We start from the raw sequence: 25,432 nt of genomic DNA on the forward strand, positions 1-25,432 counted from the left end.
TTTATCAGGGTCTCTGGATTTCAGTCCAATTTAATAAATTACTATAAGCCCGATTCCATGTCTATACCTTTGCCAGTAAAAATATATAAAATTCCACTGCTATTTATTTATTTCACTTTGGTGTTTTCGGCCTATTCGCAAGAAAACAGAAACCTATTAATTCATTCCTTAAATAGAAAACAAATTGCTGAGAATTTAAACAGTGCAAAAAAATGGGTCAGTTATCCTGCCTATGAGGAAAGAGAAGAATGGAGTAAACTTCCGGATGAAGTCAGGAAAACTATCATAAAAGAAGGAGAGGCTTACTTAAATTACGATTGGCCAATCGTTAAGGCCAGTATGTATCTGGAATTTACCCGAACAGGAGATAGGTCTAAAGATGCTGCAGTTAATAGTGCCAGAAAACAGGCCCTTCAAACCTTAATGATGGCAGAGTTAGTGGAGGGAAAAGGTAGATTTTTAGATGACTTGGTCAATGGGGTTTTTGCTTTCTGCGAACAAACATATTGGGGTGCCTCAGCACATTTTTACTTGTATGGATTTGATGGAAGCATCGCTAACCCAACCACCATTTTGCCTGATATCGACGATCCAATTATAGATTTAATGGTTGGAGATATAGCGAGTGATTTGGCATGGACTTTATATTTTTTCAAGGATGCTTTTAATGAAATCAGCCCTGTAATAAGTAGGAGGCTTACCTCTGAATTAAAAAAGAAAGTATTGCATCCATTTTATGAACGAAATGATTTTTGGTGGATTACCGGCTGGGGAGAAGGGAGAGTAAATAACTGGACGCCATGGTGTAATTTCAACGTTCTTAATGTTTTGTTATTGGTAGAGGATGACCCGATTAAAAAACAAGATGCTATCTATAAGTCCATGCAGTCAGTTGATTTATTTATAAATTCCTATCCCGATGACGGTAGCTGCAGTGAAGGGCCCGCCTACTGGGCTCATGCAGGAGGTAAAATGTTTGACTATCTGGAACTATTAGACAAGGCCATAGATGGAGGGATAGCTCCTGTTTTTGCTCATCCACTTATTGAAAATATGGGGAAATACATTTATCGATCTCATATTAATGATGGCAGATATTATATTAATTTTGCTGATGCTCCATTAAAAATCAAGCATAATCCGGGAAGAATATTCAGGTATGGGGAAAAAATAAATGATCCTATCATGGAGAATTTTGCGGCTTATTTGGCAAATGAAAGCAGTGAAAAAGACTTGGTAACTTCCGGCACAATTGGGGATAGGTTGAGAAATATATTTTTGCTGACCTCCTTAAACGAGGTGCCTGTGGAGGCCCCCAAAATTAAAGATTATTATTTTCCTGACTGGGATGTGGTGATAGCTAGAGAAAAAGCGAATACCGGTGGCTTTTATTTTACAGCAAAGGGAGGTAATAATAATGAAAACCATAATCACAATGACGTGGGTTCCTTTATGCTTTATTATGACGGAAAACCAGTATTTATCGATGTGGGAGTAGGCACTTACACAAGGCAAACTTTTAGCCCTGAGCGGTATTCAATTTGGACAATGCAATCCAATTACCATAATTTACCACTCATTAATGGAGTGGCACAAAAAGCAGGTGGGAATTTTAAAGCAAAAGGATCCCGATATCGTATGAAAAATGATCAAGTTCATTTTCAAACAGATATTGCAAATGCTTATCCAAATGAAGCCGCAGTGAAAAGCTGGGTAAGGACCTATGAATTCAAGAGAGAAGATGGTTTAATCGTAAGGGACCATTTTGAATCGGAAAAGCATAAAAACGCAATAAACTTCCATTTTATGAGTGCATTACCAGTAGCCTTAAAATCTCCCGGCTTATTAGAGATTTCAGGTGATGGGTTTGCAATAAATATGCGCTTTGACCAAAGAAAACTTGATGCCATTATCGAACCAATTTCAATTGAAGATCCTAAGCTAATCTCCAACCATGGAAAGGAATTGTATAGAATAGTTTATAAATGGAAAGAGGACAAGCAGAAGGGAGATATTAAATTTTCAATCAGTGCTAAATAGCAAATGCTAATTTGCAGACCTTTGGTGCTAGATACAAATGAAACAATGTCCATAGATCTTCCTGATTGTATATTTTTTTGAAATTGAATGTCATTAATATTGAATTTGTTTTTCCGGTTATCCTCAAAATATGGGCAATAACATAATTTCAACCATTATTTCAGTAATTAAGTGATTTTTTCAATTAGATTGTATGTCAAATTAAATAGATCAATGAAAAACATCACCCTATTCTTCATTATTATGAGTTTTATGGCTTGTACTAATAGCCACAAGGAGTTGGAGCAGCCAAATATTCTCTGGATCTCTCATGAGGATTTAGGGCCTATTTATGGTGCTTATGGGGACGAATATGCCAACACGCCTATATTGGATCAATTGGCAGAAAAAAGTTTGAAATTTACCCAGGTGTTTTCCAATGCACCCATTTGTGCCCCTGCACGCTCTACCTTAATCACGGGGATGTATGCGAGCTCCCTAGGGACCCAGCATCTAAGGTCTGACATACCAGTTCCTGCGCCAATGAAAATATTGCCGGAAGTAATGCGAGAGGCAGGGTATTATACGAGCAATAATGTAAAGACAGATTATAATTTTAGCCATGAAGGAAGGTGGGATGAAAGCAGCAAAGAAGCACACTGGAGAAATAGGCCGGAGGGGAAGCCTTTCTTTAGTGTCTTTAATTTCATGATTACCCACGAAGGACCTACCAATGCCTTGCGTCCAACAGATACTTCAGGTCTTAAAAATTTTCATGATCCCCAAAAAGCAATCCTTCCACCCCATTTACCGGACAGTCCTAAAATGCGTGAAATATGGGCGCATATGTATGATTTGCTTTCCGTATTTGACCGGCAAGTTGGTGATTTATTAGGCCAATTGGAGGAAGATGGTTTGTTGGAAAAAACAATAATTTTCGTCTTTTCTGATCATGGACATGGCCTACCGGGACACAAACGCTGGCTAGACAATGCCGGTTTGCAAGTCCCTTTTCTTCTACATGTTCCTGAAAAATACAAGCATTTGGTAACTCATATAGCTTCTCCGGAATCGGATAGGCTGGCAAGCTTTGTAGATTTTGCACCTACCACCCTTGCCTTGGCAGGAGTTCCCGTTCCTGAAATGATGGAAGGACTTAACTTCTTGGCAAAAGAGGAAAGAAAATATGTCTTTGGCTATAGAGACAGAGCAGACGATGTTTATGAAGTGTCAAGGTCGGTTTACGATGGGAGGTATCTGTACATCCGTCATTTTATGCCGCACTTACCTTATTTTCAAAATGCCATAATTTTTAACAAAGGGGGGAGTTATGCGGAAATTAACAGACTTCGGGAGGCTGGAGACCTTCCTGAACCAACCATGAAAATGTTCACTTCCAAGCCGGTTGAGATTTTATACGATCTGAAGACAGATCCCTTGGAGCAGCATAACCTTGCAAATGATCCGAAATTTGAAAATAAAATAGCAGAATTGGCCAATGAGCTTGATAAATGGATGATTCAAAACCGAGATACGGGATTGCTATCTGAAGGTATAATGATGGAACAAGCTAAAGCAAAGGAAGCAAGTGTTTATGAGATCAGCAGAGGATATACTGAGGCTGATTTCAGTGCAATCTTGAAGGCAGCCAAAATGGTAGGTGAAATCAATAAACCTTCCGCCATTTTACCTTATTTGGTAAGCGAAATTGATGCAGTCCGATTTTGGGCTCTTGTTAGTTTGTCAGCCTATAAGGGAGATATTGGAGAAGTGGTTCCGAACTTATTGCCCCTCTTATCTGATGAGGCCCCGGCTGTGGCGATCAAAGCAGCAGAAATCTTGATTAAATATGAGGATAATGACGCGGCCTATAAATTATTGGGCGAGATGTTACTATTAGACGATGAAGTTCAGGTTTTACAGGCAGCCATAAGTGTCCGACAATTGGGTGTCCAGGCAAAACCATTAATCCCATTAATTAAGGAAGAAGTATTTCCCAGGTATTCTGGAGATATTTGGGGAAGGTATAAAAACTGGAGTTATCCCATGTTTATAGGAATGGCGTTAGATCAGGCTCAGATAAATTGTGGGCTGAATATCTCTATTAGAAAATAACTGTAATTTAAACCCAAAATAAAACCAAGAAACATTTCATTGAGAATTAATCCCCACTAACAAACTTAAATTATGTTATTACAAGGAATTGATTGGTTGATATTGATCGCATTTTTTGCGGTTTCTCTGGGCATAGGTTTGTACAGTTCCAGGCAATCATCTAAAAATATTAATGAATTTTTTAAAGCCGGTGGAAATCTTCCTTGGTGGATTTTGGGCACTTCCATGGTGGCCACCACCTTTTCTACCGACACGCCCAATTTAGTAACGGATATCGTGAGAAAAAATGGGATTTCGGGAAATTGGGTGTGGTGGAGTTTTCTATTAACAGGTATGTTAACAGTGTTTTTCTTTGCCAAATTATGGAAGAGGTCTGGGGTGTTAACGGATATTGAGTTTTATGAATTGCGTTACAGTGGCAAAGCGGCTTCTTTTTTAAGGGGGTTCAGGGCAATTTTTTTAGGATTGTTTTTTAATGTGGTCATTATTTCCGGTGTTTCTCTGGCGGCGATTAAAATTGGTGGGGTGTTATTGGGAATTAGCCCGATGGCTACCTTATTGATTTCCGGTATTGTGACAGTGATATATAGTTCATTAGGAGGGCTTAGAGGAGTTGTATTTACGGATTTCATCCAATTTGTACTCTCCTTGGCAGGGGCGATTGCTGCTGCTTGGGTAGCTGTTAATCATCCTGCTGTTGGAGGTCTTGAAAACCTTATCAGTCATGAAATGATAGTAGACAAGCTGGATTTTATTCCTGATTTGGCCAATAAGGAGATATTCCTGACCATATTTCTTATTCCCCTGTTTATCCAGTGGTGGTCTGTATGGTATCCGGGATCTGAGCCCGGAGGTGGGGGCTTTATTGTCCAGAGAATGCTTGCTGCCAAAGATGAAAAGAATGCTTTGTCATCGGTAATGTTTTTCACCATCGTTCATTATGCCATCAGGCCTTGGCCTTGGATATTGGTAGCCTTGTGTAGTATCATTGTTTTTCCGGATATGGCTTCCCTTCGGGATGCATTTCCCAATGCGGATCCTTCCATCGTACAGGATGATATGGCTTATCCTGCCATGTTGTCTTTTATGCCCGTTGGCATCATGGGTTTAGTGGTTACCTCTTTGGTAGCTGCCTATATGTCGACCCTTTCTACCATGCTCAATTTGGGTGCATCTTATATGGTCAATGATTTTTACCAAAGGTTTATCAAGCCTGACAGCACCCAAAAACATTTGGTGTTTGTGGGAAGAGTTGCAACCGTAACAATAATGGTTTTGGGAGGTTATGTGGCATTGCAACTACAAAATGCCTTGCAAACTTTCAGTATCTTATTGCAAATAGGTGCAGGAACAGGTTTGATATATATATTACGTTGGTATTGGTGGCGAATCAATGCCATGAGTGAAATTGTGGCCATGGCAGCCTCCTTTTTAACAGCCTTGTATTTTGCTTTTGTTCATGATGCTTTCTTTGAGCCCTTGGCCACCCATGAGGAATTAATTATAGGGATCATGGTTACTTCATTTTGCTGGATTTTAACAGCTTATATTTCCACACCTACGGAAAGGGAAGTGCTGGTTTCATTCGTGAAAAAAACCAAGGCTCCGGGCCCGGGTTGGCGTAGGATACACGGGCTGATAGGGGAGGCCGGTGAAAAAGTGGACACTACAGGCTATTTTGATTTTCAAGCTGCAATACTCGCCTTTGGCGTAGGGGTAATTGGGGTGTTTAGCTTTTTGTTTGGAACCGGAAATATTTTGCTTGGTGATCCGTTCAACGGATTCTTATTATTGATTCTGGCAATCCTGGCTTTTTGGGCTTTATTTGCTTTAAGAAAGCGATTTTGAGGATTAGTGTCCTTTGGGGTCGTCATTGCAAAGCCTTTTGGGAAGGGATAAGCAGGGTAAGTATGGGGCAATTCCGTCTTCAGGTCTGGTGTTTTTCAAAGATGCCTTATCTCTAGTTCAGCAAAAGTCAAAGCAGTGCTGAAAGATCAAAATCCCCTTTAAAGGGAAAAAAGGGGGGGCGATCCCAATATAGCCGATATGATTTCGCACGGCTTAGACCGTCTACCGGCGGCTGAGCGGAGTCGAAGCCATAGGGTAACTGTAACTGCTTCGAGATACCTTTTCCTACTTTCACTTTTGTCTCATCAGGGATAACTAGAAGCTGTTCAACACCTTCAGTGTTGAGGGAGGAGGTATCTTTCATTCCCGTGGGTTGTCACCCACGGCTATTATAGTTCAGACCCTTCAGGTCTGGGGTTTTGAGAAAAAATGACCCATCTGGTCAAAGTTTAGCAAAGTATAACTTAGACCTAAAATGCCGAAAGTTTTCAACTTTCAACAAAAAAACACAAACTGCCCCAATCCCAAAATTTGTAGGGAAACGCCTTAACAATAAGATTTGGCTAAACCCACGAAGACGAGTAATTCATCATCCCCCAGTTAAAGTTAAGGGCTATTGAAAAAAGGAATCATATTGGGGATTTTTCAATCCCAATAAAACCGATATGTTTTCACATGGATTATCCGAATGCCGGTGGCTGAGCGGAGTCGAAGCCATAGGGTAACGAATCCGAGATACCTTTTCCTACTTTCACTTTTTCTCCCATCAGGGATAACTAGCAATTGTTCAACACCTTCAGTGTTGAGGGAGGAGGTATCTTTTATTCCCGTGGGTTGCAACCCACGACTATTATAGTTCAGACCCTTCAGGTCTGATTTTTTTAGAACAATTGGTCGTTTTAAAACAATTATTATTGTTTTTCGGATCCTTATTGTGAAGCCTTTTTGAGAAGAGGGTAAACAAGGAAAGACTTTGGCCATTTCGCATTCGGCTCTTGTGTTTTTCAAAGATGCGCTATTCCTCGTTCAGCAAAAGTCACTGTAGTGCTGAAAGCTCAAAATCCCCCAAGACAAGGAAAAAAAGGGAGAGTTCAATCCCAATATTCCCGATATGTCTTAACATGCGTTATCTGTCTACCGGTGGCTGAGCGGAGTCGAAGCCTTAGGGTAACGAATCCGAGATACCTACCCCTTCTGCTCAGGGTCCGGAAATATGAATTCTGATTCTAATATTTACGATTAAATAGTGTAGCATAATGCATTGATTTTACGTCTTGTGATAAGGCCGGTCCTATTTATTGGAATGAAACCTTTACTGAAAAATTTCTTAAATTCTAATAGGGTAAATAAATAAAGTTTCCGAAAAGAATTTTTATTTAATTTATAAAAGAAGAGGTATACAACCATTATGTTTACTTTAATATTTCCTATAGCGGTTGGCAAGTCATTGGTTTCAATTATATTTGCCAAATTATTTTTGGTATTGTACTTATTTATATAAAAAATGAGATTCCTTACATTTTGCGTTTTATTCATACTTTTTGCTTTTCAAGTGTTTTCTCAGAAAATCACCATAAGTGGCACCGTTAAGGAAGAGGGTACAGGTGAAAACCTCATCGGAGCGAATATTTATGACAAGGTTTCTCAAAAGGGGACAGTGGCCAATCAGTTTGGGTTTTATAGTTACACCACTACCGGAGATAGTTTAGACCTGTACTTTAGTTTTGTTGGTTTCCAAGCCAAGCATATTCAATTCCAGGCAAAAAAAGATACCGTAATTAATGTAACGCTTTTGCCGGATGGGGCGCTTGAAGAAGTGGTAGTCTCAGCATCTGATATGGACCAAATTCAAGAGATCACCAGGATGAGTTCCGTAAATGTACCCATCGAGCAAATCAAAGAATTGCCCGCCTTAATGGGGGAAGTAGACGTTTTTAAGGTATTGCAATTGATTCCCGGCGTCCAATCAGGAACCGAAGGCGGGAGTGGCTTATATGTTAGGGGAGGTGGACCTGACCAAAATTTAATTTTGTTGGATGGTGTACCGGTTTATAACGCCTCCCATTTGTTTGGTTTCTTTTCTGTGTTCAATGCAGATGCCATCAACAATGTAGAGCTTATAAAAGGAGGCTTCCCCTCTAGGTACGGTGGTCGTCTTTCCTCTGTGATCGATATCAGTATGAAGGAAGGCAATATGCAGGAGTTTAAAGGAGAAGGCTCCATAGGACTTATTGCTTCAAAAGTAACCTTTGAAGGGCCGATTAAAAAGGACAAAACATCTTTTATTCTATCTGCCAGACGAACTTACTTGGATATTTTGGCCCAGCCGATTATCAAAGCTGCTACTGAAGGAGATGAAAATATCGGCTATTATTTTTATGACCTGAATGGCAAGGTTAACCATATCATAAATGATAAAAACAGGTTGTACCTGAGTGTATATTCTGGGGATGACAAGGCCTATTCCAAGTATAAAAACTTTTATGTCAATGACAATGAAAGGACAGATTATGATGAAGAATTTGGCTTGAAATGGGGCAATTTTATTTCCGCCCTTAGGTGGAATAATGTGATCAATAGCCGCCTCTTCAGTAACTATACCTTTACCTATAGTCGTTATAATTTTGATTTATTTAGCAATTATGAGGAGACAATTACCGGTTTAGGTACCACCGAAACCAATGTTTATTCGGACAGGTATTTCTCCGGTATCAGAGATTGGGCAGGAAGGGCAGACTTTGAATTTATTCCCAATCCGGATCATTATTTTAGATTTGGGACCAATGTCATTTTCCATAAGTTCTCCCCCGGTGTTTATGCAAGTAAAAGCAGTACTGGTGACAATGATCTTCAATTAGGTGCAGATGAGCTGAACTCCACTGAGTATTCGGTATATGCTGAAGATGATTTCAATATCAGCACTCGCTTAAAAGCCAACTTAGGTCTTCATTATTCAGGATTTACCACAGATAACCAACATTATAATTCACTTCAGCCACGGATATCTGCCAGGTACTTGGTGAATGAAAGCACCTCTATCAAGGCATCTTATGTAACCATGGCTCAATTTATCCACTTGTTAACCAATGCAGGTTTGGGGTTGCCTACTGATCTCTGGGTGCCGGCTACTGCCAATATAGGCCCTCAAAAAGCGATGCAAGTAGCCTTAGGAGGGGTTAAAAACTTTAATGGGTTTGAATTCAGCGCAGAAGCCTATTACAAAACCATGGATGGCTTGATTGAATACAAAGACGGGGCAACTTATCTCAATCTGGATGAAGATTGGCAGGATAAAGTAGCTGTAGGAGAAGGGGTAAGTTATGGCATTGAGCTATTGCTTCAGAAGAAAGTGGGTAAAATTTCCGGCTGGGTTGGATATACCCTTTCCAATACCGAAAGGAGATTTGACGAGATTAACTTTGGAGAATGGTTTCCATATAAATATGACAGAAGACATGATGTGAGTATAGCCCTTACCCATGACTGGAAGGATAATAAAGACTTTTCATTGGTTTGGGTGTATGGTACAGGGAATGCAGTATCACTGCCCACCCAAAGGTATGAAGGTGCCGAGGTGGATACCCGCTTTGGAGGTTCATGGCGACCGGATATAGAATACTATGAAAGTAGAAACAACTTCCGAAACAGGGCCTATCATAGACTTGACCTAAGCTTCAGTTGGTGGAAAACCAAAAAATGGGGCGAGCGGAAATGGACCCTTGGCATATACAATGTTTACAACCGAATGAACCCATTCTTTATGGATATTGGGTATGATCAGCAAAGCAATAAAAAGGTGAAACAATACAGTCTCTTCCCTATAATTCCTTCATTTTCTTACGGGTTTAAATTTTAAATGAATATGTATACAATACTAACTTATCGAAGAAATTTCCTGTATGTATTTATTTTAGGGGCAATATTAATGAGCTCCTGTGAAACCACTGTGGACATTGACATCCCATTTGAAAAACCTCAGGTAGTTTTAAATTCAACCCTTACCCACAATACTTTTCCGAAGGTTAGGCTAACTTATTCGAGACATATTCTTGACAACGATTGGGAATTTGAACCCATAACCACAGCAGAGGTGAAATTAACCATCGAAGGTCAATCTTATTTCCTTGAATACAATGAGGATAGTGGGCAGTACGTTAGTTTAGACCATATGGTGGAGGGAGGAAAAGAATACATTGTTGAAGCCGTTGTCGAAGGATATTCTGTGGTAAGCGCTTCTGAATTTGTTCCTGTTCAGGTTCCAATCAAAGATTTGGTTTATAATGGGCAAGCCCATGTTGATGCCTGGTTGACAGGGGATGACTTTTCACTCATATTTGATGATCCGGAGGGAGAAAATTTCTATGAGATATCAGCCTATTATTACCGTATGGATCACTATATTGACCAAAATGGAGATGAGGTGTATTATTATGATAGCCGAACGATCTATCTAGAGCCCAAAAATCCCAGCTATGAAAGTGATTTTTACCTGAATGGCGGTTTGATAATTGATGATAAGTTATTTGATGGAAAAGAAGCGAGTATAGATTTTTTTACAGGAGGAAATTATATGGAAATGGAGGTTGACGGTGGAGAAGTTCATTTTGTATTGAAAAATATATCTAAAAGTTACTATGATTTTCAGTCTACCTATGGATTGCAGGACTGGAATGATGGTGATCCTTTTGCACAGCCTGTTCAAGTGTATTCAAATATTGAAAATGGGATTGGTATATTTATGACAGGCAATGTCTCGTCAATAAAAGTGGAAACCGGTTCTGATCAACAATAACATTAAATGTCCGGTTACTGTTTCTATAATATATTCTTGACATTAATTAAAAGCCTGTTTTACTTTTAATGGTATTGAGAATCATTCGATAGCAAAAAATGCTACTAATTGCATTTAAAATTTTAAATTATCCAGATCTGATGCGGACCCTATAGTCGTCTCTTGGTAGTGCAAACTCCAACCAAGAGAATTGGTCAAAATATATATTTTGGAAAGCTCATTGATCAGCCTTTCCTTGGCGTTGGCTTTGAGATCTGATTGATCAATCTTGGCCTGTATCATTTTATCCACACTACCTTTAATCTTATTATAATCCGCCTCGTCAAACTGATTGAAATAATCCTGGCTAATATCATAGTACTTAAGATCGGGATAAGTGTTGATTTCAGGGTCCGGTAGGGATAGAATAACTACCTGTTTGTTCTCTTGGTCTATTTCTGTTTTTATTTGTCTCAAGTCATAAGCGACAGTTACTTTTGCATTCACAATTACCAATGCTTTTTTGTTTGCTGAAAAAATATCGAAGTAATTTTTCTTGGTGTTCTTATAACTTAGTACCTGAGAGAATTGTCCTTCAGTCACAATTAACTTCCCTACTTGACGAATTTGCTGTTCCAATAAAGCGGAATTAAGCTGTACTTCATCTTTTTGGTTAGATTTTTCAACGAAATATTGAAACGACCAAATAACGACAATTGCAGTGATGATCCCCGCCAAAAATCTAAGCATAATTTTAGATTAAAACCTGAATGACCTTATTGATATAACAAAAGAAAGGAGAAATAAATTGTCTTCCTATAAAATTGTTTGTTGAATCTGAGGCCCTGTAGAAATAATGGATTGAATCTTAATGCGAAAAACCTTTAATAAAAGAAATACATTGAATATATTAGTACAAAAGCCCTTAACAATACACTCAAATTAACAATTATGATGGATTTTCCATGGTTTCAATTTTATCCGGAAGCTGTTCCAAAGCATATTGATCCGGAGGAATACAGTAGTGCTGTAGATCTTTTTGAGGAAAGTATAAAAAAATATGGAGATGCAATCGCCTATGAATGCATGGATAAAACCATTTCATTCAATGAATTGGATCAATTGTCTGCTACTTTTGCTTCCTTCTTACAGCATGAGTTTAAATTAAAAAAAGGAGACAGGATAGGCATTCAAATGCCTAATTTACTCCAATATCCAATAGTCATGTTTGGTGCCCTTCGTGCAGGATTGATTGTAGTCAATACCAACCCTTTGTATACTTCATCAGAAATGGAACATCAGTTTTCGGATGCAGGTGTAGATGCCATTGTCATTGTTGCGAATTTTGCACATAACCTTGAAAAAATCAAAGAGAAGATTGGGGTTAAAAAAATCGTAGTAACCCAGATTGGAGATTCTCTAGGAGGATTAAAAGGTTCGATAGTAAATTTAGTGGTCAAATACATAAAGAAAATGGTGCCGGCCTATGCTATACCGGAGGCTTGGACATTTAAAAAAGCCATGGCAGCAGGGAAAAACAAACCCTATGAAAGGCAGCAAATAAAAGGAGAAGATTTGGCCTTTTTGCAATATACGGGAGGCACAACCGGTGTTTCTAAAGGAGCCATGCTAAGCCATACCAATATCGTAGCCAATATGCAGCAGATTTCAGCATGGATGAAACCTAAGCTGATTGAAAAAGAAGAAACCGTGATTACTGCACTTCCATTATATCATATCTTCGCCTTAACAGTAAATTGTTTAGCGATGATGAAAATTGGGGCACACAACGTATTGATAACAAATCCCAGAGACATGCCGGCCTTTTGTAAAACCCTGAAAAAGCACCCTTTTAGTGTGTTTACGGGAGTCAATACGCTTTTCAATGGATTGCTAAATCAGGAATCCTTCAGGTCCCTGGACTTTAGTTCATTGAAAATAGCTGTTGCCGGAGGCATGGCCTTACAGTCTTATGTTGCCAAACGTTGGAAGGAAGTAACCGGTATTCCTATTTCAGAAGGCTATGGGCTCACAGAAACAGCTCCTGTGGTTACTTGTAATCCCATAGATGGTACAGAAAGATTGGGGACCATTGGAATTCCTTTACCTAATACTGAGGTGAAAATCGTAGACGATGAAGGTAATGATTTACCGCTAGGGGAGCGAGGTGAATTGTGCGTCAAAGGACCTCAAGTTATGCCCGGCTATTGGCAGAGACCCGATGAGACAGCAGATACATTTTTAGGGGAATGGTTCAAAACCGGAGACATTGCGGTGATGGATAAGGATGGTTTTTTCAAAATTGTCGATAGGAAAAAGGAAATGATATTGGTTTCCGGCTTCAACGTTTACCCCAATGAGGTAGAAGACGCTCTAGCAGCCCATGATATGGTCAATGAGGTAGGGGTCATAGGGATTCCTGATGACAAGTCTACTGAGAGGGTAATTGCCTACGTTATAGCCAATGATAAATCACTTAATGCTGAAGATTTAATCGCTTTCTCCAGAGAAAGCCTGACCAGTTATAAGGTTCCAAAGGAAATATACTTTGTAGATGAATTACCCAAGTCCAATGTTGGTAAAATTCTTAGACGAATAATAAAGGAAAATCATGAAAAAAAGATGGCCAATTAAGCCATCTTTTCTTTTTGGTCTATGTCTTTTATTACCCTAGCAGGATTGCCACCTACGATCACATCGGGCGGAACGTCTCGCGTAACAACGGCTCCTGCAGCAATGATGCTCCTATCACCAATGCTTACACCAGGGCAAATAATTGCTCCACCACCAATCCAAACATCTTCGCCAATGGTTACCGGTTTTCCAAATTCAAGAAAGCTACTTCTGGTCTTTGCATCAATCGGATGGGTGGCTGCATAAATATGAACACCCGGCCCCAGCATGCTTCTATCGCCAATATTCACAGCATTAATGTCCAAAATAACACAATTGAAATTAATAAATACCTGATCTCCTATACTGATGTTGTATCCGTAATCGCAGAAAAAAGGAGGTTCAATTCCAAAGTCTTTGCCCACTTGTTTAAATAATTTATTGACCACATTATTGGTGTGGTTGCTATCTCCGGGTAGCGTTTGATTAAGCTCCTTTAACAGTTGCCTGGCTTTGAACCGGTCTTCACTGAGGGTTTTGTCTGAAGCAAGGTACAATTCTCCTGCGAGCATTTTTTCTTTTTCAGATTTCATCGGTTAGTTGCTTTTAAGTAGGTTTTTTATTTGAGACAAATGCCTTTTTTCATGAGCAAGGATAATCTCAATGGCCATGTCTAAAGGGTATACGATCCATTTGTTTGCTGGAGAGCTTATCATTATATTTTTTCCCAAAAATGGTTCTAATTTTTGTAAATAGTTGGACAGTTGATCTTGTTGCTTAAAAAACTTTATTTTTAAATCATTGTTATGCAATTTTTCCGTTGGTTTCCATGAATTAAAAGTTTTAATTTTAGAAGATTTGTTCATGGAAGCAAGGATAATCTCACCCATTTTTGAGCCATAAAAGGGGAGTTTTCCCATGAATGGGGATTTGTATTGCTGTTGGATAATTTGGTCGAAGGTAGGGAAATAAGAAGTGTTAACTAAAATTAAATGCTGCAAAATTTCCATAGGACTCCATTGGTTGGGACCCGGTTTTAGATTTAAGGTAGTAAGGTCAAAGTCTTCCAAAACCTTTTCATATTGCCAGGAAATTTCAGTTAATTCCATTTGCCAAGCATCTGCTTTTTCTTTGATCATTGTGAGCTATTGATAAGTTTTGAATAAAAAGATGACCTGAAGGAAATTGTTTACTTCGTTCGATAGTTAAATATTTAATATTACAAATTTGACACCTTTAATTCAAATAGAATTTTAAGGAAACAAATTTGTTTGTGGTAATGCTATATTTACAAAAACCTATTTATGTACGCAATCGTTGACATTGAAACTACCGGAGGCTTTTCTGCAAATAATAGAATCATTGAGATTGCGGTGGTTTTTCATGATGGAGAGCAAATTACGGGCCAATTCGAGACCCTATTGGATCCTGAGATGTCTGTTCCCGGCTTTATTACTGGCCTAACCGGTATAGATGCTCAAATGCTGGTAGGAGCACCAAAATTTTCAGCTATAGCAGGTAAACTTTATAAGCTGTTGGAAGGTAAGGTCTTTGTGGCGCATAATGTAGGATTTGATTACAGCTTTGTGAAGCAGGCTTTTGAAAGAGCGGGAATGGTGTACAAGCCCAAAAGACTCTGTACTGTCAGGTTGAGTAGGAAGTTGTTTCCGGGGTTAAAAAGTTACAGCCTGGGTCGATTGTGTGAATCTAGAGGGATTGTTGTAAATGACCGGCATAGGGCCATGGGGGATGCCTGGGCAACTTCCATATTGTTTGGACAGTTATTGCAGGAGGACAAAGAAGGACATATTGAACAGGCGGTAAAGGGAAAACACAAAGCCTTAACTTTGCCTCCAAACATCAGCAAGGAAAAATTTAATGAGATTCCTCAATCCACAGGCGTTTATTATTTTCATGATGCCAATGGAAAGGTGATTTATGTCGGTAAAGCTGTCAATATTCAGAGTAGATTCAACGGTCATTTTAGCGGAAAGCCCAAATTAAATTTGAAATCTGAAATTTTTGATGTAAGCTATGAAATTACAGGGAGTGAATTGTTGGCCCTGTTATTGGAGGCTTTGGAAATAAAGCGACTTTGGCCAAAATACAATCGGTCACTAAAAGTGAAAGCCCTGTCTTGGGGTGTTTTTTCCTATACGGATATGGAAGGGTACCTGAGATTTCAGATCAATAAGGTAGTATCGGGGATCCGACCTTTGGCTACCTTTACAAGCCATGCTTCAGCTTGGAAATTTCTTCTGGATAAAAACGAAGAATGGAAACTTTGCCCGAAACTTAATGGAATCCAAAAGAAAAATGGAGCCTGTTATGATTTTCAATTGGGCGATTGTTATGGTGCTTGTTGTGGCATTGAAGCTGCAGAAGATTATAACAAAAGAGCCAATGAAGTTATTGAAGGGGTGAAGCTAGAAGGAGAAAAATTCCTTGTAAAGGATCGCGGAAGAAATTCGGAAGAAGAGGTAGCTTTATTTTTTGAGGATGGCTTTTTATCAGCCTATGGTTTTATAGATTTGAACCAATCCTTTCAATCGGCCGAGGAGGTTATAGAAGTGCTTAAGCCGGTAAAAAGAGTAATTGAAACCCGTTATCTTTTAAAGTCTTATTGGGATAAAATCCCTGAAAAAAATATAATATATCTTGCGAATAGTTAATATTGACCAATTTACAACTTTATAATAAAAACGAATAATTTATGAAAATAAACGACAAAGATCCATTGCAAACCTATGTGGCAGCCTCTTCAAGGTATGATAAAATGAAATTCCGCAGGTGTGGTAACAGTGGCCTGGATTTGCCTGCAATATCATTGGGTTTATGGCATAATTTCGGGCATAGCGATGATTTTAAGATAGGTAGGGAGATTTTAAGAACTGCTTTTGATTTAGGGATTACTCATTTTGACCTTGCCAACAATTATGGCCCTCCTTATGGAGCCGCAGAAGAGAATTTTGGTAGAATTTTTAAAAAGGACTTTTTGGCTTACAGAGATGAGCTGTTGATTTCCTCCAAAGCTGGTTGGGACATGTGGCCTGGACCGTATGGCAATTTTGGTTCTAAAAAATACTTGATCGCCAGCCTGGATCAGAGCCTGAAAAGAATGGGGTTGGATTATGTGGATATCTTCTATCATCACAGGCCTGATCCTGATACACCGCTGGAAGAGACCATGGGGGCATTGGACTTGCTTGTAAGACAGGGGAAAGCATTGTATGTTGGGATTTCCCAATACAATGCAGCAGACACAGCAAAAGCTTCAAAAATACTCAATGAATTGGGTACCCCTTGCTTGATTCATCAGCCAAGGTATAATATGATGGACAGGTGGGTAGAAGATGGACTTTTGAATACCTTGGAAGATTCAGGGATAGGAGCCATTGCTTTTTCACCACTGGAACAAGGAGTTTTAACAGATAAATACCTGAACGGTTTTCCTGAAGATTCCAGAGCAATTAAGGATGGCAGGTACTTAAAATCTGATGCCATAACGCCGGAAATTTTGGACAAGGTGAAAGCCTTGAATGCTGTGGCGATTGAGAGGGGACAAAGTTTGGCCCAAATGGCCATTGCCTGGCTACTAAAAAGCCCCACTATCACTTCAGTGCTTGTTGGGGTGAGTAAAGCAAGCCAACTTTATGACAATGTGAAAAGTTTAGATCATTTGGAATTTTCCTCAGAAGAGCTGAAAAAAATTGAAGCCATCTTAAAGGATTAATAAAGGATTTTTTTATAAATGGAATTAAAAAGCCCTAATGACTCGAGAGAGGATTTAGGGCTTTTTTTATTTCCAATAAATTTATTTTTACAGGTAAAAATAAATTATAATCGGTATATAATGTATTCTAATTTTTGTATATTGGCTAGGAACCCAAAATAATAAGGTATGAAAAAGCAATTAATTATTTGGATAATCTCCCTGTTTGCAGTAGCCAATGTTTATGGACAAGATGAACAATTTTTAGTCTTGGAATTTATCAAGGTGGAGCCCAATAAAGTTCTGGATTATTTAGAATACAAAGAGTTTTTAACCAAGGTTTATGAACAAGAAAAGGAAGATGGTCATATTAAAGGCTGGGATTTCTGGTCACTTCAATCGGGATCTGATTTGGAAGGCGAAAACTTTCAATATTTGACGGTCACTTATTACGACGATCCTGTTTCTATGATGAATGGAAACAATTTAGACCAATTGGTAAATAGTGCTGTTCAGGCATTTCCTGAACTGAGTGCCGAACAAGCAAAAAATAAAATCACCTCTTCTCTGGAAATGCGTGACCTGGCTGTCAGAAGTTATATGATAGAAGTAGCCAGGACAGATGATAATTTCCAATATAAGCCCGGAATTTTGGCAACGTTTGATCTTATGAAGGCAGTAGAAGGTAAGTTTCAGGATTATGAAACAGCTGAGCAAGAAATTTTTCTTCCCCTTCATCAGAAAAAAATCACCAATGACCTGATGGAGGATTGGAGGTTTCTTAGAACAGCTCTTCCTACAGGTAGTGAAGCCAAGTCAACTCACTTAACCATGAATATCTATAAGGACTATATTCAGTTCTTTAATTCTATGGAGTATGAGGACATGGAAATGACAGATAAGGAAGAGGAGGCGATGATCGAAGGCTTAAAGTCAAGGGATCAGAAGTGGGTTTATTTGGCTACCTTGGATTCAGTGGTCAGATAAAAATAATAAAGTTGATCTTTGGATGCTTAGGTAGGAGTTTTTTTGATGAAAAGCCATGATTTCCAATCATTGGGACAAAGAACTATTGGAGGGACAGCTGCTGAGGCCTGAAATCTTATGCCTAAATCAAAGGGCTTTCAGGGTGGTAAGATTATCGTTTATGGATTGAATACTGGATTTTTCCAACCCAATCTTTTGCATAGTAAAACCATCAAAAAGTTGACACCAGTGTGGAAGACAACTAGCAGGAATATAGCCAATAGAGGCACTCCAAATACCTGAAAAGGCCAAGAATACGTCCACACGCCTAAATTAATGGTGATGATTTCTCCGTAAGTGGGGAAAATCATTGCCACAATTATGGAAAGGATGATTTTTGTGGACACTTTAGAAACGGCTAAAACCCTAAATAAATCTTTTTCTAACTGGTAAATATAGGTGAAGGCCAAGGCCCAGGCAAAGGGAAGCCAATAGGGAAAGTTACGACTGAATGAAAGGTCATGGTATTCCCAATATCCATAATAAATTCCCCACAATTCACAGCAAACCCCAAAAACCCCTCCCAATAGGGTGCCTGTTAGAAACACCATTTTATCCTCGGCATTGCGTTTCCATCTCTTTACTATGGAGTAAATAAGGTAAATGGCGAGCAATAAACCTATCCAAAAATCATAAGCATGGAAAAAACCAATTAGCAAACCTGCCAAAGTCAATTTTATAATACTTTTGATGAGCACCCTGGAAATTTCTGAAGTTGCTTTGCTGCTGTATTCTGTGTCCAATGGATTGGTTTTAAAAGTGAAAGGCAAAACTATAAAATATAAATTTATTAGTCCCCAAAATTCCAACTTTTAAGAATGTTTTCCATTTTTAGGACCCCAGTACTGGCTTTTTCTTCAATACAAGTGATTCCTTTTCTTGCACTTAAATGAGGGATTTTTAAATCAATAACAATTTTTAAAATTTCCTCGGGGGCATAATCAATCAGTCCGGCGGCGGGATACACCAGCATGGAAGTTCCAATGATTATCAAGGCTTCTGCTTTTGCTACTGCCTCGATGGCCTCACTCATTTTTGGGACAGCTTCCCCAAACCAAACGATATAGGGGCGCAACTGACTCCCCATTTCACAGCTGTCTCCTAATTTTAGCTCCCAACCCTCCATATTGTAAATAAGATTTGGGTCTAGGGTGCTCTGCGATTTAAATAGCTCACCATGTAAGTGGATTACCTTAGAAGAACCTGCAGCCTCATGAAGATTGTCTACATTTTGAGTGATTATGGTTAGCTCATAATTTTCTTCTAGCTCAGCTAATTTCAAGTGGGCCTTATTGGGTTTGGCTGCAAGACATGCTTTTCTTCGTAAATTGTAAAATTCAAGCACTTTTTCCTTGTCTTTTTCCCAACCTACAGGCGAGGCCACTTCCATGATATCATGTCCTTCCCATAGTCCATTGTCATCACGGAAAGTTCTTATACCACTTTCTGCTGAAATTCCAGCGCCGGTCAATACAACAATTTTTTTCATTTGTATTTTAATCTAGGCAATAACTTTTGACTTTAAAAAGCATGTTGCTGTACCACATGGCTCCTTTTTCATCTAATTTTACCACTTGCTCTCCATTAGCGCATGGTTTGATTTAACCCGAAATACTAATCCTATTGCAAAACCCGAGTATAAAAATCTAATTCAATAATCAATAAAAATTCTACTGAAGGCAAGTCAATTCGGAATTAATTTCTTATAAAACCTGCTTTATTGGATAGAAAGCAAAAAAGGAGAGCCATTGAAAATGACCCTCCTTTTTGCTTTTCCGCTTTTTCCCATGTTTCATCATAGGGAAAAATTGCTTATAACTCTTTCACACGGATATTTTTGAAATACAAGATATCACCATGTCCAAGGAATCCAATATGTCCTTTTTTATTGGAAAGTCCAGGGTGCTCTCTTTTGTCTAAGGTGCCGTTTTCACGTGCATCCGAGATGTTCACATCCAATGTTTTGGTGCCATTTAAGATTACCTGAATCCTGTCCCCTTTGACAATCACTTCCTGATAATTCCATTCTCCAACAGGTTTAAGATGTCCTTTTTTGGCAGCACTTACCCCATATAATGAACCATGGTACTGGTAAGGTTTAAGCTTGCTGTAAATTTCGGCCGTATCATCCAGGATCTGAAGCTCCATGCCTGCATAGGCAGCATCGCCTTTTAATGGTGCCCTGATGCCTAAACCGTTATTGGCACCCGGGGTTAATTTAAACTCAAACCTAAATTCGAAATCTTCAAACTCCTCTTCGGTCATTAAGTTTCCACTTCCACCTCTTCCGGGATTGATGGCCAAAACACCATTCTCTATAAAGTAATCTGTTTTATTGCCTGTCCATTTGTCTAGGTTTGTCCCGTCAAATAAAACTTCAAATCCATCCTTTTTCTCTTGCTCGCTTAATTCAAATTTTGGAGCACCTATCAACTCTTTGATATAAATATCTCTGTAGGCAACATAGGTACCGTGTGCTTGCAATTCAATTTGGCCAGTTGGAAAAATAGAATTGGACCTGTCCCAATAATTTTCCAGTGTAACATTGTCTACTACCAACTCACCATTCAAATAAACAGTGACTTTTTCACCTTTCATAATGATATGGAAAGTATTCCATTCGCCTACGGGGTTGTCAGCAACTTTTAAAGGTTTGCTAGGATTCTTTTGGTTGTTGTACAAACCTCCTGACCCTACTTCTGCACCAACATTGGTTCTTGCAATATCCCATATCTGAACTTGTGGTGTACCTCTCAAATAGATGCCCGCATCTCCATCAGGGGTGATTTTCCAATCTACCAACATTTCAAAATCTCCAAATTCTTTGACTGCTGCAATATTTTGACCTTTTCCGGTAAAAACCAATAAGCCATCCTCAGCTACCCATCCTTCTTTCATGATCTCGTCAGCTTTGGCCTGCTCTTTTTTAAAGGTTCTTTCGCTCATTTCAGCCCTTTTGATTGGGTTGCTGAAAACGCCTTTCCACCCATCTAGATTTTTCTCATTAAATAGACTGTAGAAACCTTCTGTTTTTGGCATCTCATCCAAGAACTTCTTTAGGGATGTTATGTAATATTGACTATCCTGTCCGCTGATTACTTCAATGGTGCGTTCCACAATTGTTCTAACTTTTGTGCCATATAGGTTGTCATTGTTCAAGACAATTTTCATCACAGCCCTGGCAGCAGCTTGCTGGTAAGCAGGTTTTTCCTGATACTTTCCGGCAACAAGCAATGCCTGAAAGGTAGGGTAATTGCCAAGCTGTCTCAATATAGCCTGCACATTGTCTTGGTTTTTTGCCAATGCCAACGCATCTCTTAACATCAATACTTTTTGTTCGTTGGCTCCTTGCGTTGAAGGAACTAGCCTGATAAAGCCTGATAGGGCATCATCCATCAACTCGTCAGTGCTTGCATTTCTGGCAATATGTAACAATGGAACGGTTGCGGCAGGATCTTCAGATTGGTTCAATGCACCAACCACAGCTTGTTTTTGTTTTACATTTCCGGTTTCGTAAATGTCTTGTAGCTTATCCAAAGCTTCTTTACCACCGGTCTTGGCCAATATTTTATATAGGTATCCTTGTTTGTCTAAAAGTAAGGTAGGCAATAAGTCCATGGCCCATTTTGTCTCAGCTTTTAGGTCCCTTTTTTGAGCATTTGCCACAATAATAGCCTCTTGGATCTTCTCAAGGTCCTCTGAGTTACTTTCTGTTTTTAGCAAACTAACCAATTGGCTAAGATCATCCGGTGTTGCCATCGATGCAAGCGCAGTTAATGCTGCTGACTTTACATCTGAATTGCCATTTGATACTGCCCCGAAGACGACATCAATTTGATCTTCTGCCGCTCTGGATGCCAAAAGACCTAGTAATTTAACTTTAAGTTCATTGTCTGCCTCTGAAACTCTTTTGGCGATTTCAGCTGTGACATTGTCACCTTTCATTGTTCGTAGCGCAGTTATCAATTGGGATTGATCCAATTCATCAGCAGCTGCCAAAAGATCCAATATTTCGGTCAAAGCCAAATTGTCTCCTGCGGTAACCACAGAAGCAATGGCAGCCTGACGAATTTTTTCATTTGGACTTGAGAGATAAGGCAAAATGACCTGTGCTACTGCTTCGTTTTTGACTTTACCCATTCTTTGAAGAATGGCAGCTACACTTTCCTCAGAAGCTTTGTCCAAAGCTTTTTTCCAATCATCCAATTCTTGGATCAACTGGTCGTTGCTAAGGTAATGCAAGGCAGTACCTCTGTATCTAAACTCATCTGACTGGGCAGCTTTGATGATTCTTTTATTTGATTTTTCAGGGTCTAATTTCACCAATAAATCCAAAGCTCCGGCCTTGGTATGGTAGTGTTCCGTTACATTGGTGGATTTGTCAAGTTTTTTTGCCAGTTTAAGGGCCTGCTTTGGGTTACCTGCAGCTCCCAAATTGTCAATATACCTTAGGTATTGAGCAGCTGCATTGGTAGGTTCAAAAGTAAACCCTGCATTTTTGGCTGCCGCATACAATACGTCGGCACTTGATGGAGAACCTATGCTCGCCAAGGCGTAAATGGCTACTTTTCTAAGTTCTGGGCTGTTACTATTAACATATTGAGCAATGATTTCGGCAGCTTCCTTGTCACCAATATCACCCAAAGCTTCTATGAAATTTGCCTTTTGAGCATCAATGGTAGAAGCTTCTAAAGCTCCAATCAATGCCGCGATGGCCTGTGATGAACCAACGTTCGCCAGTACCCTGGAGGCAGTTCCTGAGAGCCTGTCATCGGTCAAAAATGGTTCAATATTCCCTACATTTTCATCTTTTGCAATGAACTTTATTTGTTTCAACACAAAATTTTGAGCTTCAGGGTCTTGTAACTTGTTAATGGCATCGATATAGGCACCTACAGCCATATTGGCTAAGTCTTCCTTGCCATCTTTGCTTGCATAAAAAGCAAATCCTGCCAAAGCATATTCTATTTTTTCATTGTTGACACCCGGTTTTTGCATCAATGCCATTTCGGTAATTCCATTGGCCCCAAGGGCTTCCATTTGCTTCATGGCAGCCTCTAATTTATCGGCATTTTCGGCAGGAAAGCGGTTCAGTAGGTCTGCAATCTTTGTAGCGGTAGTTCTTCCCGCATCGAGTTGATTTTGCGCTTGACTTATAAATACTTGGCCTATTAATAGGCAAAGAATAAAAGTCATTTTCTTTATAAAATATTTTTCCATAATTCTGGGTATTCCTTTAATGTTTTATCTAAATGGTATAGGGTGCTCTCATCGGCTGATCTATAAGTCTATTTGCCCCCTCATCATTAATAAATTCTAATTTTATAGGGTCAAAATGTAAATCTCTATTCAGCCTTAAAGCTGCCAATCCCATGTTAACAAGGGTACAAGAACGGAATCCATTTTGCTCGTTCAAGGCAAATTTCTTTCTGTTTTTAACTGCATCGACAAAGTCTGTCACTTGTGGGGCAGGTTCAGGGAATTGCGCCAGCTTTCTTTCAAGATTAGGTATGTCGGATTTAAAACCTCTATACAAATTACCTTCAGGCCCTTCGATATAAGGCGCCTCAGTTGTACCTTCTCCATCCAATATAATTTGACAGCCATCTTCGTAAGTATAGGTGATTTTTCTCCAGGTACCTACGGCTTCCGGATGCTGCTGTGGTGCATCCACTTCCACTTTTACTGGGCTCGTTTCATCCTTGCCCAAGAAGTATTGAACCGGGTCCAAGTAATGCTGCCCCATATCTCCTAATCCACCACCATCGTAATCCCAGTACCCTCTAAAAGTACCATGTGTTCTGTGCTCATTGTAGGGTTTGTAAGGTGCAGGACCTAGCCACCTGTCATAATCCAATTCCTTAGGTATTGGCATTTCATTTAAGCCGGTTTTTCCTACCCAGTAAAATTTCCAGTCAAAACCGGTTAATTTACCCACCGTTACTTTCAGGGGCCAGCCCAGCATTCCTGAGTCTACCAATTTCTTTATATTTTTCACCTCGGTATTCATTCCATAGAAATTACTATCGAAGCGAAACCAAGTATTTAATCGAAATACATTGCCATGTTGCTTCACAGCTTCCATGACTTTTTTTCCTTCACCAATAGTTCTGGTCATTGGTTTTTCACACCATATATCTTTACCTTCTCTGGCAGCATCTGCAGCCATGATACCATGCCAATGAGGCGGAGTGGCTATGTGGACGATGTCAACTTCCGGGAGTTGGATCAGGTCCCTATAATCAGCAAAAGTTTTGACCGTTTTGCCTAAAGTTTCTTGAGCAATACCTATATGACGTGTGTCCACATCACATATTGCCACAGTTTTGGTTCCGGCATAATCGAAATGTCCTCTTCCCATGCCGCCAACACCAATGATGCCTTTCGTCAGATGATCACTTGGGGCCAGGTGTCCTTTTCCCAAAACGTGTCGGGGTACAATACTTATACCTCCTAGCGCCAAAAGGCTCCCTTTTAGGAAGCTTCTTCTGGAATTTTTTAAGTTACTGCTCATATCTTATTAAAATTTTTCTGAACTAATGATCCGTGAATATATTTCCTTGTGAAAGGATAAACAAGTAAAATTGGATTTAGGGTAAAATTTTTCTGTGAAATTATATGTCAAAATCAATTTGGAATGGTTTTGGTTATAATTTACATATAATTAAACAAAAAAGACCAAGATGAAAAATACAAAAGGAAGTAGAAAAGAGGAAGATTTTCAGGACAATAGCTTTCTTGATGCCCAAGAAGAGGCGGAAGATGGAAAAGCCGGCAAAAAAGCTCCGGATGCGAATGATAAAGAGGAGTCAAGTCAAGCTGCAAAAGATGCATTAAGAAGAGCAAAAAATGCGAGCAAAGATGTAACCACTGAAAGTGAAAAATACAGAAGGGAAAAAAGTGAAAACAATGAGTAAATCAGATAATAAAATGAACAGAATAAAAAATGAAGCGCAATATGAAGCGCTCAGAGACCAAGGGTACAGTAAAGAAAAATCAGCGAGAATAGCCAATTCTCCTGATAGCAAGACCGGTAAAAAAGGCGGTAAAGCGTCTCCATATGAAGAATGGACAAGAGAAGAGCTGTATCAGAAAACAAAAGAGATAGGAATGGAGGGCGTTAGCCAATTGAATAAGAAAGAGTTAATAGAAAAATTAAGAAATCACTAAACCGGGATCCACCTTAGTTTAGTGATAATTAAAAGTTAAATCTCAAATGAATTGGAGAGGTGGCCTTAACTCAAGTGGTATTTTTTTATCTATCCCTTCTATTTTTTTTAGCCCTTCTCCAAAAGAAAAATAGGATAAGCACTATTATTGGTAAAATA

19 protein-coding genes are annotated in these 25,432 nt (G+C 39.2%); 11 read left to right on the plus strand and 8 right to left on the minus strand.

The window, feature by feature from the left end:
- The first annotated feature begins 57 nt into the window (after nt 1–57).
- From ACYVHJ_RS00500 to ACYVHJ_RS00510, 3 genes are all read left to right on the plus strand, one after another.
- The gene (locus ACYVHJ_RS00500) at nt 58–2,040 is read left to right on the plus strand and encodes a heparinase II/III family protein (RefSeq protein ID WP_460511594.1); all 1,983 of its coding nucleotides are present in this window, start codon (nt 58–60) and stop codon (nt 2,038–2,040) included.
- 213 nt (nt 2,041–2,253) lie between these two features.
- Entirely contained in the window at nt 2,254–4,134 is a 1,881-nt protein-coding gene (locus ACYVHJ_RS00505; protein WP_460511596.1) for a sulfatase-like hydrolase/transferase, read from the plus strand.
- A 72-nt stretch (nt 4,135–4,206) separates the two neighbouring features.
- Complete coding sequence (locus ACYVHJ_RS00510; protein WP_460511598.1) at nt 4,207–5,982, plus strand: sodium:solute symporter family protein; 1,776 nt, start codon at nt 4,207–4,209, stop codon at nt 5,980–5,982.
- A gap of 127 nt (nt 5,983–6,109) precedes the next feature.
- Here ACYVHJ_RS00510 and ACYVHJ_RS00515 read toward each other — a convergent pair whose 3' ends face one another.
- Nucleotides 6,110–6,346 carry a hypothetical protein gene (locus ACYVHJ_RS00515; RefSeq protein WP_339902730.1) on the minus strand — a complete coding sequence of 79 codons (237 nt, stop codon included), beginning with the start codon at nt 6,344–6,346 and terminating at the stop codon, nt 6,110–6,112.
- Between the two features lie 1,140 nt (nt 6,347–7,486).
- Here ACYVHJ_RS00515 and ACYVHJ_RS00520 point away from each other — a divergent pair.
- Nucleotides 7,487–9,838 carry a TonB-dependent receptor gene (locus ACYVHJ_RS00520; protein WP_460511601.1) on the plus strand — a complete coding sequence of 784 codons (2,352 nt, stop codon included), beginning with the start codon at nt 7,487–7,489 and terminating at the stop codon, nt 9,836–9,838.
- A gap of 6 nt (nt 9,839–9,844) precedes the next feature.
- Entirely contained in the window at nt 9,845–10,774 is a 930-nt protein-coding gene (locus ACYVHJ_RS00525; protein ID WP_460511603.1) for a DUF4249 domain-containing protein, read from the plus strand.
- A gap of 114 nt (nt 10,775–10,888) precedes the next feature.
- Here the strand turns inward: ACYVHJ_RS00525 and ACYVHJ_RS00530 are convergent, their stop codons facing one another.
- Nucleotides 10,889–11,503, minus strand: a complete 615-nt coding sequence (locus ACYVHJ_RS00530; protein ID WP_460511605.1) for a DUF4230 domain-containing protein — start codon at nt 11,501–11,503, stop codon at nt 10,889–10,891.
- Nucleotides 11,504–11,704: 201 nt separating this feature from the next.
- Between ACYVHJ_RS00530 and ACYVHJ_RS00535 the strand changes: the two genes are divergently transcribed.
- Nucleotides 11,705–13,387, plus strand: a complete 1,683-nt coding sequence (locus ACYVHJ_RS00535; protein WP_460511607.1) for an acyl-CoA synthetase family protein — start codon at nt 11,705–11,707, stop codon at nt 13,385–13,387.
- Here ACYVHJ_RS00535 and ACYVHJ_RS00540 read toward each other — a convergent pair.
- Both ACYVHJ_RS00540 and ACYVHJ_RS00545 read right to left on the minus strand, forming a co-directional pair.
- Nucleotides 13,384–13,959 (minus strand): sugar O-acetyltransferase, encoded by a 576-nt coding sequence (locus ACYVHJ_RS00540; RefSeq protein WP_460511609.1) that lies wholly within the window; start codon nt 13,957–13,959, stop codon nt 13,384–13,386. The genes ACYVHJ_RS00535 and ACYVHJ_RS00540 overlap by 4 nt on opposite strands.
- Nucleotides 13,960–13,962: 3 nt before the next feature.
- On the minus strand, nt 13,963–14,505 hold the full coding sequence (locus tag ACYVHJ_RS00545) for a DinB family protein (RefSeq protein ID WP_460511611.1): 543 nt from the start codon (nt 14,503–14,505) through the stop codon (nt 13,963–13,965).
- Nucleotides 14,506–14,670: 165 nt separating this feature from the next.
- Here ACYVHJ_RS00545 and ACYVHJ_RS00550 point away from each other — a divergent pair, with 165 nt between their 5' ends.
- The 3 genes from ACYVHJ_RS00550 (at nt 14,671) to ACYVHJ_RS00560 (ending at nt 18,065) form a co-directional block, all read left to right on the plus strand.
- The gene (locus ACYVHJ_RS00550) at nt 14,671–16,038 is read left to right on the plus strand and encodes an exonuclease domain-containing protein (RefSeq protein WP_460511612.1); all 1,368 of its coding nucleotides are present in this window, start codon (nt 14,671–14,673) and stop codon (nt 16,036–16,038) included.
- A 41-nt stretch (nt 16,039–16,079) separates the two neighbouring features.
- The gene (gene mgrA, locus ACYVHJ_RS00555) at nt 16,080–17,099 is read left to right on the plus strand and encodes an aldo-keto reductase family protein (protein WP_460511614.1); all 1,020 of its coding nucleotides are present in this window, start codon (nt 16,080–16,082) and stop codon (nt 17,097–17,099) included.
- 168 nt (nt 17,100–17,267) lie between these two features.
- Nucleotides 17,268–18,065 (plus strand): hypothetical protein, encoded by a 798-nt coding sequence (locus ACYVHJ_RS00560; RefSeq protein WP_339902435.1) that lies wholly within the window; start codon nt 17,268–17,270, stop codon nt 18,063–18,065.
- Nucleotides 18,066–18,223: 158 nt separating this feature from the next.
- Here the strand turns inward: ACYVHJ_RS00560 and ACYVHJ_RS00565 are convergent, their stop codons facing one another.
- From ACYVHJ_RS00565 to ACYVHJ_RS00580, 4 genes are all read right to left on the minus strand, one after another.
- Nucleotides 18,224–18,847, minus strand: coding sequence for a hypothetical protein (locus ACYVHJ_RS00565; protein WP_339902434.1), 624 nt, complete (start codon nt 18,845–18,847; stop codon nt 18,224–18,226).
- Between the two features lie 47 nt (nt 18,848–18,894).
- On the minus strand, nt 18,895–19,593 hold the full coding sequence (locus tag ACYVHJ_RS00570) for an SIR2 family NAD-dependent protein deacylase (protein WP_460511617.1): 699 nt from the start codon (nt 19,591–19,593) through the stop codon (nt 18,895–18,897).
- 323 nt (nt 19,594–19,916) lie between these two features.
- Nucleotides 19,917–23,324 (minus strand): DUF1080 domain-containing protein, encoded by a 3,408-nt coding sequence (locus ACYVHJ_RS00575; RefSeq protein WP_460511619.1) that lies wholly within the window; start codon nt 23,322–23,324, stop codon nt 19,917–19,919.
- Between the two features lie 28 nt (nt 23,325–23,352).
- Nucleotides 23,353–24,618 carry a Gfo/Idh/MocA family oxidoreductase gene (locus ACYVHJ_RS00580; RefSeq protein ID WP_339905258.1) on the minus strand — a complete coding sequence of 422 codons (1,266 nt, stop codon included), beginning with the start codon at nt 24,616–24,618 and terminating at the stop codon, nt 23,353–23,355.
- 169 nt (nt 24,619–24,787) lie between these two features.
- Here ACYVHJ_RS00580 and ACYVHJ_RS00585 point away from each other — a divergent pair, with 169 nt between their 5' ends.
- Together ACYVHJ_RS00585 and ACYVHJ_RS00590 are read left to right on the plus strand one after the other, a co-directional pair.
- Complete coding sequence (locus ACYVHJ_RS00585; protein WP_339905256.1) at nt 24,788–25,021, plus strand: hypothetical protein; 234 nt, start codon at nt 24,788–24,790, stop codon at nt 25,019–25,021.
- Between the two features lie 13 nt (nt 25,022–25,034).
- Nucleotides 25,035–25,274 (plus strand): DUF7218 family protein, encoded by a 240-nt coding sequence (locus ACYVHJ_RS00590; protein WP_339905254.1) that lies wholly within the window; start codon nt 25,035–25,037, stop codon nt 25,272–25,274.
- Nucleotides 25,275–25,432 lie beyond the last annotated feature (158 nt).

The sequence above is a fragment of the Cyclobacterium sediminis genome (assembly GCF_054781075.1).

Bases quoted from the DNA above. Each gene is read 5' to 3' on its own strand.
- ACYVHJ_RS00500 (WP_460511594.1), top strand. From the start codon at position 58: ATGTCTATACCTTTGCCAGTAAAAATATATAAAATTCCACTGCTATTT.
- ACYVHJ_RS00505 (WP_460511596.1), top strand. From the start codon at position 2,254: ATGAAAAACATCACCCTATTCTTCATTATTATGAGTTTTATGGCTTGT.
- ACYVHJ_RS00510 (WP_460511598.1), top strand. From the start codon at position 4,207: ATGTTATTACAAGGAATTGATTGGTTGATATTGATCGCATTTTTTGCG.
- ACYVHJ_RS00515 (WP_339902730.1), bottom strand. From the start codon at position 6,346: ATGAAAGATACCTCCTCCCTCAACACTGAAGGTGTTGAACAGCTTCTA.
- ACYVHJ_RS00520 (WP_460511601.1), top strand. From the start codon at position 7,487: ATGAGATTCCTTACATTTTGCGTTTTATTCATACTTTTTGCTTTTCAA.
- ACYVHJ_RS00525 (WP_460511603.1), top strand. From the start codon at position 9,845: ATGTATACAATACTAACTTATCGAAGAAATTTCCTGTATGTATTTATT.
- ACYVHJ_RS00530 (WP_460511605.1), bottom strand. From the start codon at position 11,503: ATGCTTAGATTTTTGGCGGGGATCATCACTGCAATTGTCGTTATTTGG.
- ACYVHJ_RS00535 (WP_460511607.1), top strand. From the start codon at position 11,705: ATGATGGATTTTCCATGGTTTCAATTTTATCCGGAAGCTGTTCCAAAG.
- ACYVHJ_RS00540 (WP_460511609.1), bottom strand. From the start codon at position 13,959: ATGAAATCTGAAAAAGAAAAAATGCTCGCAGGAGAATTGTACCTTGCT.
- ACYVHJ_RS00545 (WP_460511611.1), bottom strand. From the start codon at position 14,505: ATGATCAAAGAAAAAGCAGATGCTTGGCAAATGGAATTAACTGAAATT.
- ACYVHJ_RS00550 (WP_460511612.1), top strand. From the start codon at position 14,671: ATGTACGCAATCGTTGACATTGAAACTACCGGAGGCTTTTCTGCAAAT.
- mgrA (WP_460511614.1), top strand. From the start codon at position 16,080: ATGAAAATAAACGACAAAGATCCATTGCAAACCTATGTGGCAGCCTCT.
- ACYVHJ_RS00560 (WP_339902435.1), top strand. From the start codon at position 17,268: ATGAAAAAGCAATTAATTATTTGGATAATCTCCCTGTTTGCAGTAGCC.
- ACYVHJ_RS00570 (WP_460511617.1), bottom strand. From the start codon at position 19,593: ATGAAAAAAATTGTTGTATTGACCGGCGCTGGAATTTCAGCAGAAAGT.
- ACYVHJ_RS00575 (WP_460511619.1), bottom strand. From the start codon at position 23,324: ATGGAAAAATATTTTATAAAGAAAATGACTTTTATTCTTTGCCTATTA.
- ACYVHJ_RS00580 (WP_339905258.1), bottom strand. From the start codon at position 24,618: ATGAGCAGTAACTTAAAAAATTCCAGAAGAAGCTTCCTAAAAGGGAGC.
- ACYVHJ_RS00585 (WP_339905256.1), top strand. From the start codon at position 24,788: ATGAAAAATACAAAAGGAAGTAGAAAAGAGGAAGATTTTCAGGACAAT.
- ACYVHJ_RS00590 (WP_339905254.1), top strand. From the start codon at position 25,035: ATGAACAGAATAAAAAATGAAGCGCAATATGAAGCGCTCAGAGACCAA.